Origin of the sequence: Methylomonas sp. HYX-M1 (assembly GCF_040741385.1) — a bacterium.
GTDB lineage: Bacteria > Pseudomonadota > Gammaproteobacteria > Methylococcales > Methylomonadaceae > Methylomonas > Methylomonas rhizoryzae.
Window position 1 is genome coordinate 3,987,665 of sequence record NZ_CP160405.1, and the last position, 15,541, is coordinate 4,003,205.

Genomic DNA, 15,541 nt, shown 5'->3' on the forward strand with positions numbered 1-15,541 from the left:
ATCTGTATGATTGTACAGTTATGTCAGACAAACTTCCTGAATTTATCGATCCTGTGCTATTTGCCGAACGGCGAAGCATTTTGTCCGGGTCTTTGAAAATAGCCAGTCTCGAACGTTTGTCGAGCGCCGTTTCCGAAAATAGCGGAAATATTCTGGTCGAGTTGCAATTCGACAAACAGGGCAAGTACGCGGTGGTATCGGGCCACATCAAAACCGTGCTGCAACTGGAATGTCAATCGTGCTTGCAACAATTGGAATGGGCAATCGATGCACCGATAAAATTGGCCGTGGTCTCGTCGCTACAAGAAGCCGATCAATTGGAGATCGATTGCGAGCCCTTGCTGTTCAACGGCGAAAAAATTTCGCTCAATGAGTTGATAGAAGACGAAATTTTGCTGACGTTACCCGACTACCCTAAGCACGATTATGACTGCATCGTCCGCCGTCATTCCAAAGATGCGGATTTCGACGATAGCAAACAAGACCAAACCCATAATCCATTTTCAGTTTTAGCCAATCTTAAAAAAACCGGAGAGTAAAAATGGCAGTACAAAAGAGCAAAGTCTCACGCTCCAGACGCGGCCAACGCCGTTCCCACGACGCGTTAACCGCTAGGACGCTTTCTCAAGATCCGTTGACCGGCGAAATGCACCTGCGTCACCACATGACGCCGGACGGATTTTTCAAAGGCCGCCAAATCGTCAACACCCGTAGCGACGACGAATAAAGCGAACCTCTAAGCGCCGAACCGCCATTTCGCATCGGCGCAAGAGTTTCCGCGCGATACGCATCGGAGCCGATCTCCTGCGGGAAGCGGCCGAATGCACATTATGTACATTCATCGTAACGGCACATTGTCAACAATGTGCCTTTTTATTCTTTAACTTCACGGGTTAGGTCCTAAGTGTGAGCTCAACTCTCTCGATTGATGCCATGGGCGGCGACTTCGGTCCCCAAGTGACGATACCGGCATCGCTATCCTGTTTACGAAAAAATCCCCGGCTTAACTTGATCATGGTCGGCGACCAGACGATATTGCAAGAAATGCTGGCGAGCGCTCTGCAAGAATTTCCGGGCAGATTAAGCATCGTGCATGCTTCGCAAGTCGTCGAAATGGACGAAGCGCCGCAAAAAGCCTTAAAGAATAAAAAAGACTCCTCCATGCGAGTGGCGATCAATCTGGTCAAGGACGGTCGCGCCGACGCCTGCGTCAGCGCCGGCAACACCGGCGCCTTGATGGCAACCGCCCGTTTCGTGTTGAAAATGATTCCGGGCATCGAACGTCCGGCCATTATTTCGACACTGCCCTCTACTTTCGGGCATACCCACATGTTGGATTTGGGCGGCAACGTAGATTCCAGCGCCGAACATTTATACCAATTCGCCGTAATGGGCGAAGAAGTGGTCAAGGCCGTCGAAAACATCGAGCGCCCGAGAGTCGGCTTGCTGAACATCGGCGAAGAAGACATGAAAGGCAACGAACAAGTCAAAGCCGCGGCCAAATTGCTGGAAAACTCCAACCTGAATTACATCGGCTATGTCGAAGGCAATTCCATCAATGCCGGCAACGTTAAAGTGGACTTGATCGTAACCGACGGTTTCGTCGGCAACATCGCGCTGAAATCCATAGAAGGCGCCGCAAAAATGATAGGCGTCAAACTCAAAGCGACCTTCGCGCGCAACTGGCTGACCAAACTGGCCGGCTTAATCGCTTACCCGGTGCTGAAGCAATTCAAGGACAGCATAGACCCGCGTCTCTACAACGGCGCCAGTTTCGTCGGCTTGCGCGGCTTAGTCATCAAAAGCCACGGCGGCGCGGACGCCTTGGCGTTCGAGACCGCAATCCATCTCGCCGAGGTGGAGGTTGAAAAAGACGTATTACGCAAAATCAGCGACAAGCTGGAAACCGCACTGGCCCCTAGGGAAACCGCATGACTTGCTGGAGTAAACTCATAGGTACCGGCGGCTACCTGCCCGCCACCGTACGTAGCAACGACGACATCTCGCAAATGGTGGATACCTCCGATGCGTGGATTTACGAACGCACCGGCATCAAAAGCCGCCGTATCGCCGCAGACGACGAAAGCGCCTCGACCATGGCGGAGGCCGCCGCTCGTCAGGCTTTGGCGATGGCGGGCATACAGCCCGAATCGATAGACCTGATTTTGGTGGCGACCGGCACGCCCGACAGAGTCTACCCTAGCACGGCTTGCCTGGTGCAACGACTCTTGGGCGTAACCAATTGCGCCGCATTCGACATTCAAGCCGCCTGCTCCGGATCAATTTACGCCCTGAGCGTCGCCGACCAATACATACGCGCAGGCACCTACAAACACGTGCTGGTGATAGGCTCCGAAGTCTGTTCCCGTATCGTCGACTGGAGCGATAGAGGCACCTGCATCTTGTTCGGCGACGGTGCCGGCGCCGCAGTACTCGCGGCTTCCGACCAGCCCGGCATTCTGTCGACTCACATCCATTCCGACGGCGGTTACGAAGACTTGCTTTATTGCCCGAATCCGCAAGTCGCGGCAGCTGCAAAACAACAAGAAGCGGCTTACATCAAAATGCGCGGCAACGAAGTGTTTAAAGTTGCGGTCAACACCTTGGGCCGTATCGTCGACGAAACCCTGGAAGCCAACAATTTACAACACAGCGACATCGACTGGCTGGTGCCCCACCAGGCCAACACCCGCATCATCGCCGCTACCGCTAAAAAGCTCGGCATGTCGATGGAGCAAGTTATTCTAACCTTGGAAAATCAAGGCAACACCTCGTCAGCCTCGGTATTGCTGGCTCTGAACGAAGGCATCAGGGACGGTAGAATCCAACCCGGTCATACGGTGTTGATGGAAGCGTTCGGAGCGGGCTTTACCTGGGGCTCCGCCCTGCTCAAGTATTGAATTGAATGATGAATCAGCAAAACTACAGTCTGGCTTTCGTATTCCCTGGTCAAGGATCGCAATCAATCGGCATGATGTCGGCCTTAGCCGATGCCTTTCCTCAGGTCAAAGAAACCTTCGTCCAAGCCTCGGACGTCTTGGGCTTCGATTTGTGGCAATTGGCCAACGAAGGTCCTGAAGCCGATTTAAATCAAACTCGGAACACTCAACCCGCCATGCTGGCGGCTGGCGTCGCCACCTGGCGGGTTTGGTGCCAACAATCGCCAGTCCGGCCAGGCTGGATGGCGGGACACAGCCTAGGGGAATACACCGCGTTGGTATGTTCCGGGGCTATCGCTTTCGAAGATGCAATTAAACTGGTTGCCGAGCGCGGCCGCTTGATGCAGGAAGCGGTGCCGGCAGGCGTCGGCGCGATGGCGGCTATTTTAGGCTTGCAAGACCACCAAGTCGTCAATGCCTGCGCCGAAGTCGCCCAAGGCGAAGTGGTCGCAGCCGCCAATTTCAATGCGCCCGGCCAAGTGGTCATTGCAGGCCATAGCGCCGCGGTGGATCGGGCCATAGAGGCCATGAAAGCCCTGGGAGCCAAGCGGGCGGTAAAACTACCGGTCAGCGTGCCGTCGCACTGCTTGCTGATGGAGCCGGCTGCAGAAAAACTTGGCGCGCTATTGCAAAGCATAACGATCGTCCCGCCTAGCGTCTCCCTGATACACAACGCCGACGTTAAATCGCACGGGGCGCCGGAAGTCATTCGCGTCGCGCTGACAGAGCAATTGTTCAAACCGGTACGATGGGTGGAAAGCGTGAAGTTCATGCACGAACAAGGCGTCACCGGCTTTGTCGAGTGCGGTCCGGGCAAAGTGTTGATGGGACTTAACAAGCGTATTGCCCCGGACGCCGCGCATTACGGTTTGTTCGATCCTGATTCTTTACAAAAAGTATTGGAGCTAACCAACAATGGATAAGAAACTTGCCATCGTCACGGGCGCCAGCCGTGGCATAGGCCGAGCGATTGCGGAAAGATTGCTGGCCGACGGATTTTTCGTGGTGGGCACAGCCACTTCCGACAGCGGCGCAGACGCTATTTCCGCTTACCTAGGCGATAACGGTAAAGGCTTTAAATTAAACGTTGCCGATGCTGCCGACATCGACGTCTTCATCAAAACGGTGGACGAAAGCTACGGTACCCCGGCCGTCCTGGTCAACAATGCCGGCATTACCCGCGACAACTTGCTGATGCGCATGAAGGACGAAGACTGGGACGACATCATCAACACCAATCTGACCTCCATCTTCCGCATGAGCAAGGCGGTGATGCGCGGCATGATGAAAGCCCGTTACGGCCGCATCATCAACATTTCGTCGGTTGTCGGCTCCACCGGCAACGCCGGACAGGCCAACTACGCGGCGGCCAAGGCCGGCATGGTCGGCTTCGCAAAATCCATGGCTAAAGAGATAGGTTCGCGCGGCATTACCGTCAACACCGTGGCCCCGGGTTTCATCGATACCGACATGACTAAAGAATTGCCGGGAGAAGTCAAGAAAAATCTGCTTTCCGCTATAGCAGTCGGCCGTCTCGGCCAACCGGAAGAAATCGCTCACGCGGTCAGCTTCCTGGCATCCGAGCAAGCGTCCTACATTACCGGCGAAACACTGCACGTCAACGGCGGCATGTACATGCCTTAAGGCTTTCGCCGAACACTACGGGCACGGACGCCCGCTACTGCACCGCCAAAACCAACCCCGCCAATCCCAAGCTCAACACTGAAATCCCGCCGACCAGGCTGGCCAACCGGCTATCGCCCAGCACCCAAGTCAACGTGACTTTAAACCCGGTGTTGCTGATCACCGCCAACAAAATCGCGTAAGCGGCAGTTTGCGTCTGCATCGTAGATTTGCCCATTTGCGCCAGCGACAAGGTTATCGCATCCACATCGGCAATACCGGAAATCGCCGCCAGTACATAAGTACCCATGTCGCCGAAATAATCCCGCATCCATTGAGTCAGTAACATAACGGCCAACAGCAAGGCACCGAATTTCAAAGCCGTACCCAATTGAAACGGATTTTCCAGCTTAAATGCCTGTTGCTCTCGATAATCCGCCGCCGAACGCCATAGCAGGAATGCCGCCAGATAGGTGGACACGCTCATCAAGACCAATGCCGGCCACAAACACTGAAACAAGGCTTTATTGAACAACCACGACAGTAAAACGATACGGGCCGGCATGGTCGCGCAAGCGGTCAAAATACCGGCCGCCAGCGCGTTATGCAAGCCCGGTAGCTGCACAGCCAGACGCGACAGATTCAAGGTCACCACGGTGGAAGAAACCAATCCTCCGCAAATCCCGGTCAATAGCGGGCCGTGCCTATCGCCGGCGATGCGTATCGCAAAATACCCCAAATACGAAATCGCGGCGATCAGCACCACCATCCACCAGATTTGGTAAAGGTTTACCGGCGCCCAAGACACGATGTCCCGGTTCGGCAATACCGGCAACACTACCACGGAAATCAACAACAGCTTTAATGTGGCGTGTACTTCCTCTTGGTCCAGCCGGCTTATCCAATCGTGCAATAGCGGCTTATAACCTAGCAACGAGGTCACCACGACTGCCGCGGCCACCGCCAACATACTATGTCCGCTTAAGGTCAACGCCCCCAGCGAAAAGGTCAGCAAGGAGGCTACGCTGCCGGTAATGCTCAAGTCTGCGAAGCGTTTTACCCCGCCGCGGTAGGCGACCAGCAAAATCAAAGACAAACTCAAAAACACCAGCCCCAGTAACAAAGGGCCCAATTGCTGCGCGATCAGCGCCCACACCCCGCCCAACAGCCCCAACAAACCGTGAGTACGCAATCCGGCCACCCGCATGCCTTCGGCCTTGTCGCGCATCTGCCAGCCCCGTTCCAAGCCTATCAACAAACCGATCGCCAACGCGATGCCCAGTGCTTTGAAATTCGATAAATCGGCCAAATGCATGCCGCCCGTTACCGTAGGTACCGCTACCGATTCAACGGGATTACCGCTCATTTAAATTCTCCACCGTAATTACTGGCCAAGCCGATTTCCGGTGAAAACACACCAGCCTAACCGGTCTTTTTATCCATCTACTGCAGCTAGGAAATGCTTGCAGCACGCCGCAGTGCCTCTCGTTTTTAAGCTTGCTCGGGGCACAAAATTCCGGCACCGTTCCGATATGTTTATTGTTGAAAATCGCCTAAAACCGTAAGGATGTACCGCACAGGATAGTATCGAAATCTGCAAAGCTGTCGTTGGAATCACCCCTTTCAATTGCCCAAGCGCCACGTAACGGTCATAACGCGGCTATATCGCCCGGTAAATCAAAACCTATCAGTGGGATGAGCGCCTTCGATAAGGTTCACGGCACACAAACACCTGCTTATTCGATCGACCCAGCCGCATCAAAAAATCGGACGCGATTCAACCGGAAAAAAGCAATTACCTATTGCCTCCCCGGCTATTGCAACGGCTAGGCCATTAGAGCATATAATCCGCGCGATACCCTCCCATAGCAATAACCGAATTACCACTATGCACAGCATATTCTCAACACGCCGACTCGTGAGCGGCAAGCCGGCAACAGTCATGCACGGCCTGATTTCGCATTTCGATCTTCCTTACCGCCACTCCCCAAGTTTCGCGCCGCAGCATTAAAGGACACTCTCGCCGACAATGGACTCACAACTCGACTTATTCCCGCATTTTCAACCCATTATCAGCGTCGCCAACGGCAAAATCATCGGTTACGAGGCTTTAGCTCGACAGCGCAACGCGCAGAACAAAATCGTATCGGCCGGCGCGCTGTTTTCTTCGCCGGATTTAGACGCCAAACAACGTACCGAGCTGGACCGTCAAGTGCGCTGGAAAGCCCTGCAAAAGTTCGCCGAATTGGACAACAGCACTTATTTGGCCATCAATATTTCTTCGGCCTGGATCAACAACCTGAGGCAATTGAACGCCTCGCCCACCCTAAAAATGCTGGAAGAACTGAATATCGACCGGCAGCGGATTATCGTGGAAATCACCGAGGAACATGTCGATTTGCATAAGCTGAAAGAACTGGTGCGCCGCTACCGAGACCAAGGGCTCAGAGTCGCGTTGGACGATTTCGGCAGCGGCGCCGCGCAATTGCAACGCGTCACCACCCTACACCCCGACATCATCAAAATCGACATGCGCTTGTTCAAACAAGCCAGCAAGGGCGGCATTGCCGGAGAATTGGTAAACAGCTTGACCCGGCTAGGAAAACGCACCGGCTGTCAAATCATTTGCGAAGGGGTGGAAACTGACGAAGAATTTCTATTCGGTTTGAACTGCGGCGCGCAATTCGTGCAAGGGCATTTATTCTCTCCGGCCAGTGCGGAATTCAAACCTTCCAATTTGTTCGAGCAGCACATCGTGTCCTTGCGCGGCAAATTTTTGAAAAATACCTTAAGCAAACTGAAACAAGAATTCAGCGCCATCAACGCTACCAAACAGCTGATTTACCGCTTGGCCGACGCGCTGCAAGGCGATTTCAACCTGAACGAATTGGCCAGCTGGAATTTTACCCAAAGCGGCGTCGTGCGCTTTTTCTTATGCGACAACCAAGGCAACCAACTTTCCCCCGACTTTAATTTCCAACAGGACAAATGGTTCACCAACCCACGCAAAATCGGCTACAACTGGTCATGGCGCCCTTATTTTTATCAACTGTTGGCTTTGGAAACCATTGGGGATAACCATCGCATCGTCACTTCGGAGCGTTACCGCGACTTCGGTAGCGAGCTTTTGTGCAAAACCCTATCGTTACGCCTGGATGCGGACCGCATTTTATTGGTCGACATCGTAGCCAACGACTAAATTCCTAGCAAACATGACAGGTATCGCCGTGAACTATTGGTTAATGAAATCCGAACCGGACGCGTTCGGCATAGACGACTTGCAGCAACGCCCCAAACAAACCGAACATTGGGACGGGGTGCGAAATTATCAGGCCCGCAACATGATGCGCGATCAAATGAAAGTGGGCGACCCCATCTTTTTTTATCACTCCAACTGCGATTTGCCGGGCATCGTCGGTATCGCCGAGGTAGCCCGGGAAAGTTATCCCGATTTCACCGCCTTCGACCCCGACAGCAAATATTTCGATCCGAAAAGCAATGCGGACAACCCCACTTGGTTTATGGTCGACGTCCGTTTCGTCCGCAAACTCGCGCGCACGATCAGCTTGCAGGAATTGAAACCCTATCCGGAACTGGCAGACTTGGCGCTGGTAAGGCGCGGCAACCGCCTGTCCATCATGCCCGTCACCCAACCGCAGTGGGAATTCATCCTGAGTTTGGAATGAGCGCAGCTTTACAGCGCCCGTTACCGACCATGAGCCCGGAAGAATTTCAACTGCGTTTGCTGGCTTGGTTCGACATGCACGGCCGCAAAGACTTGCCGTGGCAGCAAGACATCAACCCCTACCGGGTTTGGGTGTCCGAAATCATGTTGCAGCAAACCCAGGTAAGCAGCGTCATCGGCTATTACCGGCGTTTCATGGAACGTTTTCCCAATATCGCCGCATTGGCCGCCGCCGATACCGACCATGTTCTGCAGTATTGGGCAGGACTCGGTTATTACGCCCGGGCACGCAACTTACACAAAACAGCAAAAGCAATCGCCGCAAACGGTGGCGCCTTTCCGACCGGCATCGAGGAACTGAGTGCTCTGCCCGGCATAGGCCGCTCGACGGCCGGCGCAATCTTGAGTATCGCTTGCGGACAATCCCAGCCCATTTTGGACGGCAACGTCAAACGCGTGTTGAGTCGCTTTCACGCCGTCCCCGGCTGGCCGGGCAACAGCAAAGTCGCCGCACAACTCTGGGAAATCGCCGGACGCTATACGCCGAACCGGCGCTGCGGCGCTTACACCCAAGCAATGATGGACTTGGGCGCCACACTCTGTACCCGTAGCAAACCGCAATGCAAGCGCTGTCCGGTTGCCACGGGCTGCGCAGCCTATCACGCAAACGCGGTAGCGGATTACCCGGCCGCCAAACCGCGCAAAATCCTACCGGTAAAACGCAGCTACTTATTGGTATTACTCGATCGCCGGCAGCGTACCTTGCTGCTCAAGCGCCCGCCGGCCGGCATTTGGGGGGGCTTGTGGAGCTTGCCCGAATTCGACGATCTGGACCGGTTGACCGCTTGGGCCGGGCCGCACGGCGTAGATAGGCAACGCATTCGCTTGCTCCCCGAAAACCGGCACAGCTTTTCTCACTACCATCTGGATTACACCCCCGTCGTCGCTCAGGCACAAAACCCTACTGATGCTGTGATGGAAGCAAATCAAGCGCTCTGGTATAAATTCGCCGACTTCGATACGCTCGGACTACCGGCGCCTATCAAGCGCCTGTTAACACAACTGAAAGAGGACTACTATGGCTAGAATGGTTAAATGCGTAAAACTGGGTATGGAAGCGGAAGGCTTGGAGGCCCCGCCGTTTCCCGGCCCTAAAGGTCAGCGCATTTTCGAACAGGTTTCCAAGCAGGCCTGGAAAGATTGGCTGGCGATGCAAACCATGATTATCAACGAACAGCGGCTGGCCAGTTTCGACCCGATGACCAAGAAAATCCTGGAAGTCGAACGGGAAAAATTTCTGTTCTCCGGCGGCTTCGAAATGCCGGAAGGCTACGTACAGCCCAAGGCTGAATAAGCCTTGCTTAAAACCGTGACCTCAAACAAAAAGCCGGCATGTCGCCGGCTTTTTTATATTCCTATCGAAAATTCCCTTAGCGGATCAAACTGCGATTTTTCAGTGCTGCATAGATTTCGTCGACGCTGTATTCGCTGCAATCGAAAGCCACCTCGTATTGCGCCGGTTTTGCTTGCACGCAAATACACAGCAAGCCGGCATTTTTGACTGCGGTTACCAATTCGTCGCTCACAGTTTCCAGAATGGTGGCCGCGTGACCGGTATCGAACAACTTCCGCTCCAAGCGATAGGCTGCGTCCTGGGCCGCCGCGCCGCTTAACACGATGGCGCCGGCGGTTTGGCCGAAACGGGTGGCCCGCTCTTCCGCGCTAACCGGCGACCAATCTTCTGCACTGGCATCGCCGGCTATCATACCGGCGCCGACGGTAATGTTGGTCAAGCGGTCGATTACAATGAACGAACCGGTGGCTTTGTTCAATTTATAGGGGTCAAATACTACAGGGGCATTGACTGCCACCGTGCAATAGCCGATTTCGTTCAACTTCAATTCGTTGGCGTCGTGGTGCTCCAAGGTGTTCACATCGATGCGGTGATGAATCATCGAAATCGATCCGGACACGCTACGGCTAGCCAATTTCAGCAGATATTGCCGTCCGGGCGTCATCGGCTGTTCGGTCATCCACACGATGGTTGCCTTGAATTTATCCGCCACGCTAGGCGCGGCTTGGTGTTTGCCGACGATGACGTCGCCGCGGCTAATGTCGATTTCGTCGGTCAGAGTCAGCGTGACCGCCATGGCGGCAAAGGCCTCCGGCAATTCGCCGTCGAAGGTCACGATAGATTTGATATGACTGGTTTTGCCGGACGGCAGCGCAGTCACTTCGTCGCCTTGCCGAAACACGCCGGACGCCACGGTACCGCAAAAACCGCGAAAATCCAGATTCGGCCGGTTCACGTATTGCACCGGGAAGCGGGCATCGGCGAAATTGTGGTCGTTGCCGATTTCTATGGTATTCAGCAATTCCATCATCGGCTTGCCGTTATACCAGGGCATGTTGTCGCTGGGGTTTACCACATTGTCGCCATCCAACGCCGACATCGGGATGAAATAAATATCGTGCAAATCCAAGGATTGTACGAAAGCCAGGTAATCGGCCTTGATGTGATTGAAGGTTGCTTCGCTATACGCCACCAAATCCATTTTATTGACCGCGACGATGATGTGCTTGATGCCCAGCAGCGAAGCAATGAAGCTGTGGCGTTTGGTTTGGGTTTGCACGCCGTAACGGGCGTCGATCAGAATCACCGCCAAATCGCAGGTCGAGGCGCCGGTGGCCATGTTGCGGGTGTACTGCTCGTGGCCCGGGGTGTCGGCGATGATGAATTTGCGGGTCGAAGTCGAGAAATAACGGTAGGCCACGTCGATGGTAATGCCTTGCTCGCGCTCGGCCTGCAAGCCGTCGACCAGCAGGGCCAAGTCGATCTTGCCGGCGCCGGTGGTGCCGGATTTGACGCTGTCGGCCGCGACGGCGGCCAATTGGTCTTCGTAAATCATTTTCGAGTCATGCAGCAGGCGGCCGATCAGCGTGCTCTTGCCGTCGTCGACGTTGCCGCAGGTCAAAAAGCGCAGTAGCTCTTTACGTTCGTGTTGCGCCAGGTAGGCGTTGATGTCGGTGGCGATGAGGTCGGATTGGTGGGACATTTAAGGATTCCTAAAATATTTGTCGAAGTAGATTTCAATTGGCTAATTGGTGTCGTATGGCTTCTGCTTCATTAAAAACTTTGATTGCCGTTGGCGATATGTTCCAAATTTTCATCAATGGCTTAAGTGCGGGTCTAAGACTATTAAGCACAGGGCGCAACCAAGCATCCTCACTTGTTTTTATTACTAAAATAAATTCAAAATCGATGTTTTGAAGTGAAAACTTTTTGAATTGATTAGGCAACCCGCTGAAGCCAGATGAATGCCGATTTAAATAATAGGAAACAAAAAGGTGCAGGCTATTGCTTAGCTTTGACTTTATGTCGCCAATATATTTATCAAAGTCCTCTGTATTGCCAGGCTTAGGCGATGATGTCTTTGCTTCTATTATGGAAATATAATTCCTACTTTTTTCAGACTTGATTAATAAAAACTCTGCTATAGCTATGCCTTCACCTTTATTTGAACTCTTGTTGAGTTCCAATAATGCAGGGCTTTTTTCTATAAAAAACACATGATCCTCTGAAAAAGGCCCAAATGACATGCCTGATTTTAATATAGTTATCATGACTATCAGGCTGGCAGGCTTATTTCTTCTTTAAACAACCGCGTTGCTTCATCAATAATGGGATTGTCTGGAAAATCCTTCAACAAATCCGATTGAACCCAACCTTCTTGGTTTGATAGAACCGGAACTGAAATTTTTTGTTGTTGAGCTATTAGAAATAACTTTTTGACAACAAAATAAGAATGGCTGGCTATAAAGAATTGGATGCCTCGACTAGCAAGGGCAGAGACAATATCCAACAAAATTGAAACAGCTTTGGGATGAAGTGCTGATTCAGGCTCATCAATGAAAACTATAGAACGATCTGACAAATAGCGGTTTCCTAATAAAGTATCCAGTATGGCTATTTTTTTGCTACCTTCGGCTGTAACTCCAATTGAAAACCTCTGGTTATCTTTCTTAAATTGCCAACGACTCGATGGTTGGTCGTATTCTACCTTGCCACCAAACATATCCTCTAAAGACTTCCTAGACTGCGAAAACTCCTTGGAGTTTCCACCTTTTCTCGGCACTTGGCTTAGAGCTTTTGCCAAATCATAGTAAGTATCATCAAATCCATAAGCATTATCTTGTTCACGAGACTTAATTATTATGTTATGAATTGATAGAACTTCCTTTGCAGGCAAAAAAATAGAATTGCTATCTCCTCTTGGAGCTACATGATTCTCAAGCCTAGGAATAGCCTTTGTAGTATCTTTTCCAAATGTGTAAGAAAAATCCTTGTCATCAACGGTAAACTTAAAGTCAAGAGGTTGATCTGAGTTTTTAGAAACCAAATCACCAATTCTGTTATCTGGCTGAAAAGTCCAGTATAGCTTGGAAGCCAAAATCTCCGATGCGGAGCGAGGTTCATTACCCCTTTTGTATTCTTCCAAAGTTCGTATTGCGGTATAAAGGGACTTTAATAGACAAGTTTTACCCGCGCTATTACCACCAATAACCAAGTTAACTCTTCCCAAATTGGACCAGCTTAAATCATCAATTGGACCAAAATTTTTAAGCTCTACACTATTAATCATTAGACGCCTAACTCTAAAAGTAACCCTCGCGCTTCTTCTGCTCCATCGATCCGGCCTGGTCGTGGTCGATCAAGCGGCCTTGGCGTTCGGACGTGGTAGTCAGCAACATTTCCTGAATGATTTCCGGCAAGGTGGTCGCGGTGGATTCGACCGCGCCGGTCAGCGGGTAGCAGCCCAAGGTACGGAAACGCACCATTTTCATTTCAATTTTATCGTCAGGCCCAAGCGGCATGCGGTCGTCGTCGACCATGATCAGCATGCCGTCCTTGTTGACGACCGGGCGTTCCTTGGCGAAATACAACGGTACGATAGGGATGTTTTCCAGGTGGATGTATTGCCAGATGTCCAATTCGGTCCAGTTGGACAGCGGGAAGACGCGGATGGACTCGCCCTTGTCGATCTTGCCGTTGTAGATGTTCCACAGCTCCGGCCGTTGATTTTTCGGATCCCAGCGGTGGTTTTTGTCGCGGAACGAGTAAACCCGTTCCTTGGCGCGGGATTTTTCCTCGTCGCGGCGGGCACCGCCGAAGGCCGCGTCGAATTGATATTTGTTTAGGGCTTGCTTTAAGGAATCGGTTTTCATCACGTCGGTGTGTTTCTTACTGCCGTGGGTAAAGGGCCCTATACCCTGGGCGACACCTTCTTCATTAATGTGCACCATCAAATCCCAACCCAGGTCTTTCGCCATCCGGTCGCGGAATTCGATCATTTCGCGGAATTTCCAGGTGGTATCCACGTGCAACAGCGGAAACGGCGGCTTGCCGGGAAAAAACGCCTTGCGGGTCAAGTGCAGCATCACTGCCGAATCCTTGCCGATGGAATACAGCATCACCGGCTTTTCGAATTCCGCAGCGACCTCGCGAATGATGTGAATACTTTCGGCTTCGAGTTGCTTTAGATGGGTCAGTTTATAATCGGTCATGAACGCTTCCGGAACAAAAGGCCTTAGGGCCTCAGAAAAATACAGGTATTTTAAAGGCAAAAGCAAAGTCGATGCCACGGGCAATAGTGCAACCTTCACAGCCTAGCTCAAGCGCGAATACCTAGCCACCGGTTTAAAGCCTTACAGCGCGCCCGGCCAAGCAAATATGCCGCCCGGCTAAGGGACTACGCAATAAGGATTGAACCCTTGAGTTTCCACTTGAATTCCACGATCCGGCGCGGCCAATAGAAAATCGGAAATGGTTTCCAGTATGTCTTGATCGATAAACAGGGCTTTGCTGCCGTCTATCAACAATTCGCAGTCGTTCGGGATCTCGCTCAAATGCTGCCGCAGCACCGCTTTATTCAGAAACGAAACATCTTTATGCAGGCGCAACAAGCAATGGTTGCCGTGTATCGTCAATGTCATCGCCTCGTGGAAATTAGTACGCAGCACAAAATAGATGCCGATGCACATGCCTATCGCAATCCCCACCAATAAGTCGGTTAATAAAATTGCCGTTACGGTAATCGCGAACGGTAAAAACTGATTCCAACCGCGCCGATAAAACTCTATAAATAATGCAGGTTTGGCTAATTTATAGCCGGTTTGCAGCAGGATTGCCGCCAAACACGCCAACGGAATTTGATTCAGAAACTCGGCAAAAAAAATCACGCTGACGAACAGCAACACCCCATGGAAAAAACTGGACCAGCGGGTACAGCCGCCGGCATTGATGTTGGCGGAACTACGCACGATCACTGCGGTAATCGGCAAGCCGCCCATTAAGCCGCAGATCATGTTGCCCAAACCCTGGGCTTTCAGTTCGCGGTTAGTCGGCGCCACGCGTTTAAAGGGGTCCAGCTTGTCTACCGCTTCGATACTTAACAAGGTTTCCAAACTGGCAATGATGGCCAGCGTGAAGGCAATGCTGTAGACCTTGGGCTCCAGCCATTGACTAAAATCGGGTAATTGCAACTGATTGATAAAGTTGGTGGCGCTGCCCAATTCCGGCAAGGTTACCAAATGCTTGTCTTGAATCGCCCATTCCGGTGCCGTTTGTAAGGCCCAGGCGTTATAAGCCACGCCCCAAACCACCGCCAACAGCGGGCCGGGGATGAGCTTCAACCAAGCGATTTGTTTAATCCGACGGCTTTCCCATAGCACCAGTATCAACAAGGCGATCAGACTGACTACGGTAGCGCCCGGCGAGACGCCTTCCAACGCTTCTACCAGCTCCGAAAAGCTGGAGGCGGCGGTTTCCTGCATATAACTTTCGTCGCCATCGAAGCTGGTATCGTAACCGGTTGCGTGCGGGATTTGCTTGATGATCAAAATCAAGCCTATCGCCGCCAACATGCCTTTAATCACCGCAGACGGAAAAAACGCCCCTATCAAGCCGGCTTTCAAATAGCCTAAAGCGAGCTGCAAAACGCCCGCCATGAACAAGCTGAGCAAAAACGCCCCGTAGCCGCCTAGCGTCTCGATGGCATTGAACACGATAACCGTCAATCCCGCCGCCGGTCCGGACACACTAAGCTGCGAGCCGCTGGCCCAGGACACCACGATGCCGCCGACAATGCCGGCAATCACCCCGGCAAACAGCGGCGCTCCGGACGCCAGGGCAATCCCCAAACATAGCGGCAAAGCCACCAGGAACACCACAATACTGGCGGGAAGATCTTGACGCCAATGTTTAATTTTCCGATCCATTACACATCCCCGTTAA

16 protein-coding genes are annotated in these 15,541 nt (G+C 52.5%); 10 read left to right on the plus strand and 6 right to left on the minus strand.

Going from position 1 to position 15,541, the window contains the following annotated elements; genetic code table 11:
* The first annotated feature begins 20 nt into the window (after positions 1-20).
* From AB0A83_RS18005 to fabG, 6 genes are all read left to right on the plus strand, one after another.
* Positions 21-539 carry a YceD family protein gene (locus tag AB0A83_RS18005; protein WP_150050799.1) on the plus strand — a complete coding sequence of 173 codons (519 nt, stop codon included), beginning with the start codon at positions 21-23 and terminating at the stop codon, positions 537-539.
* Between the two features lie 2 nt (positions 540-541).
* The gene (rpmF, locus tag AB0A83_RS18010; RefSeq protein ID WP_150050801.1) at positions 542-727 is read left to right on the plus strand and encodes a 50S ribosomal protein L32; all 186 of its coding nucleotides are present in this window, start codon (positions 542-544) and stop codon (positions 725-727) included.
* A 179-nt stretch (positions 728-906) separates the two neighbouring features.
* Positions 907-1,935, plus strand: coding sequence for a phosphate acyltransferase PlsX (gene plsX / locus AB0A83_RS18015; protein ID WP_150050803.1), 1,029 nt, complete (start codon positions 907-909; stop codon positions 1,933-1,935).
* Positions 1,932-2,900, plus strand: a complete 969-nt coding sequence (locus AB0A83_RS18020) for a beta-ketoacyl-ACP synthase III (RefSeq protein WP_367154878.1) — start codon at positions 1,932-1,934, stop codon at positions 2,898-2,900. Before plsX ends, AB0A83_RS18020 begins: the two co-directional genes overlap by 4 nt.
* An 8-nt stretch (positions 2,901-2,908) precedes the next feature.
* A complete protein-coding gene (gene fabD / locus AB0A83_RS18025; RefSeq protein ID WP_367156184.1) occupies positions 2,909-3,862 on the plus strand; it encodes an ACP S-malonyltransferase in 954 nt (317 codons plus the stop codon).
* A complete protein-coding gene (gene fabG / locus AB0A83_RS18030) occupies positions 3,855-4,583 on the plus strand; it encodes a 3-oxoacyl-ACP reductase FabG (RefSeq protein WP_367154879.1) in 729 nt (242 codons plus the stop codon). The genes fabD and fabG overlap by 8 nt, the downstream gene beginning before the upstream one ends.
* A gap of 34 nt (positions 4,584-4,617) precedes the next feature.
* Here the strand turns inward: fabG and AB0A83_RS18035 are convergent, their stop codons facing one another.
* A complete protein-coding gene (locus AB0A83_RS18035; protein ID WP_232056696.1) occupies positions 4,618-5,928 on the minus strand; it encodes an MgtC/SapB family protein in 1,311 nt (436 codons plus the stop codon).
* Between the two features lie 663 nt (positions 5,929-6,591).
* On the opposite strand from AB0A83_RS18035, the gene AB0A83_RS18040 reads away from it, so the two are divergent.
* The 4 genes from AB0A83_RS18040 to AB0A83_RS18055 are packed head-to-tail and all read left to right on the plus strand — an operon-like array spanning position 6,592 to position 9,601.
* Positions 6,592-7,761, plus strand: a complete 1,170-nt coding sequence (locus tag AB0A83_RS18040; protein ID WP_150050811.1) for an EAL domain-containing protein — start codon at positions 6,592-6,594, stop codon at positions 7,759-7,761.
* 28 nt (positions 7,762-7,789) lie between these two features.
* A complete protein-coding gene (locus AB0A83_RS18045) occupies positions 7,790-8,248 on the plus strand; it encodes an EVE domain-containing protein (RefSeq protein WP_150050813.1) in 459 nt (152 codons plus the stop codon).
* Positions 8,245-9,333: an A/G-specific adenine glycosylase gene (gene mutY, locus AB0A83_RS18050; RefSeq protein WP_367154880.1), complete on the plus strand. Its 1,089-nt coding sequence runs from the start codon at positions 8,245-8,247 to the stop codon at positions 9,331-9,333. Before AB0A83_RS18045 ends, mutY begins: the two co-directional genes overlap by 4 nt.
* Positions 9,326-9,601, plus strand: coding sequence for an oxidative damage protection protein (locus AB0A83_RS18055; protein ID WP_150050815.1), 276 nt, complete (start codon positions 9,326-9,328; stop codon positions 9,599-9,601). Before mutY ends, AB0A83_RS18055 begins: the two co-directional genes overlap by 8 nt.
* Before the next feature lie 76 nt (positions 9,602-9,677).
* Here AB0A83_RS18055 and cysN read toward each other — a convergent pair whose 3' ends face one another.
* From cysN to AB0A83_RS18080, 5 genes are all read right to left on the minus strand, one after another.
* Positions 9,678-11,303 (minus strand): sulfate adenylyltransferase subunit CysN, encoded by a 1,626-nt coding sequence (cysN, locus tag AB0A83_RS18060; RefSeq protein WP_367154881.1) that lies wholly within the window; start codon positions 11,301-11,303, stop codon positions 9,678-9,680.
* 34 nt (positions 11,304-11,337) lie between these two features.
* Positions 11,338-11,871 (minus strand): hypothetical protein, encoded by a 534-nt coding sequence (locus tag AB0A83_RS18065; RefSeq protein WP_367154882.1) that lies wholly within the window; start codon positions 11,869-11,871, stop codon positions 11,338-11,340.
* 5 nt (positions 11,872-11,876) lie between these two features.
* On the minus strand, positions 11,877-12,890 hold the full coding sequence (locus tag AB0A83_RS18070) for an AAA family ATPase (RefSeq protein ID WP_367154883.1): 1,014 nt from the start codon (positions 12,888-12,890) through the stop codon (positions 11,877-11,879).
* A gap of 13 nt (positions 12,891-12,903) precedes the next feature.
* Complete coding sequence (gene cysD, locus AB0A83_RS18075) at positions 12,904-13,812, minus strand: sulfate adenylyltransferase subunit CysD (protein ID WP_150050823.1); 909 nt, start codon at positions 13,810-13,812, stop codon at positions 12,904-12,906.
* A gap of 177 nt (positions 13,813-13,989) precedes the next feature.
* Positions 13,990-15,525: a SulP family inorganic anion transporter gene (locus AB0A83_RS18080; RefSeq protein ID WP_150050825.1), complete on the minus strand. Its 1,536-nt coding sequence runs from the start codon at positions 15,523-15,525 to the stop codon at positions 13,990-13,992.
* Positions 15,526-15,541 lie beyond the last annotated feature (16 nt).

Bases quoted from the DNA above. Each gene is read 5' to 3' on its own strand.
- AB0A83_RS18070 (WP_367154883.1), bottom strand. From the start codon at position 12,890: ATGATTAATAGTGTAGAGCTTAAAAATTTTGGTCCAATTGATGATTTA.
- AB0A83_RS18005 (WP_150050799.1), top strand. From the start codon at position 21: ATGTCAGACAAACTTCCTGAATTTATCGATCCTGTGCTATTTGCCGAA.
- AB0A83_RS18040 (WP_150050811.1), top strand. From the start codon at position 6,592: ATGGACTCACAACTCGACTTATTCCCGCATTTTCAACCCATTATCAGC.
- cysN (WP_367154881.1), bottom strand. From the start codon at position 11,303: ATGTCCCACCAATCCGACCTCATCGCCACCGACATCAACGCCTACCTG.
- AB0A83_RS18055 (WP_150050815.1), top strand. From the start codon at position 9,326: ATGGCTAGAATGGTTAAATGCGTAAAACTGGGTATGGAAGCGGAAGGC.
- fabG (WP_367154879.1), top strand. From the start codon at position 3,855: ATGGATAAGAAACTTGCCATCGTCACGGGCGCCAGCCGTGGCATAGGC.
- fabD (WP_367156184.1), top strand. From the start codon at position 2,909: ATGAATCAGCAAAACTACAGTCTGGCTTTCGTATTCCCTGGTCAAGGA.
- AB0A83_RS18035 (WP_232056696.1), bottom strand. From the start codon at position 5,928: ATGAGCGGTAATCCCGTTGAATCGGTAGCGGTACCTACGGTAACGGGC.
- AB0A83_RS18080 (WP_150050825.1), bottom strand. From the start codon at position 15,525: ATGGATCGGAAAATTAAACATTGGCGTCAAGATCTTCCCGCCAGTATT.
- cysD (WP_150050823.1), bottom strand. From the start codon at position 13,812: ATGACCGATTATAAACTGACCCATCTAAAGCAACTCGAAGCCGAAAGT.
- AB0A83_RS18020 (WP_367154878.1), top strand. From the start codon at position 1,932: ATGACTTGCTGGAGTAAACTCATAGGTACCGGCGGCTACCTGCCCGCC.
- AB0A83_RS18065 (WP_367154882.1), bottom strand. From the start codon at position 11,871: ATGATAACTATATTAAAATCAGGCATGTCATTTGGGCCTTTTTCAGAG.
- mutY (WP_367154880.1), top strand. From the start codon at position 8,245: ATGAGCGCAGCTTTACAGCGCCCGTTACCGACCATGAGCCCGGAAGAA.
- rpmF (WP_150050801.1), top strand. From the start codon at position 542: ATGGCAGTACAAAAGAGCAAAGTCTCACGCTCCAGACGCGGCCAACGC.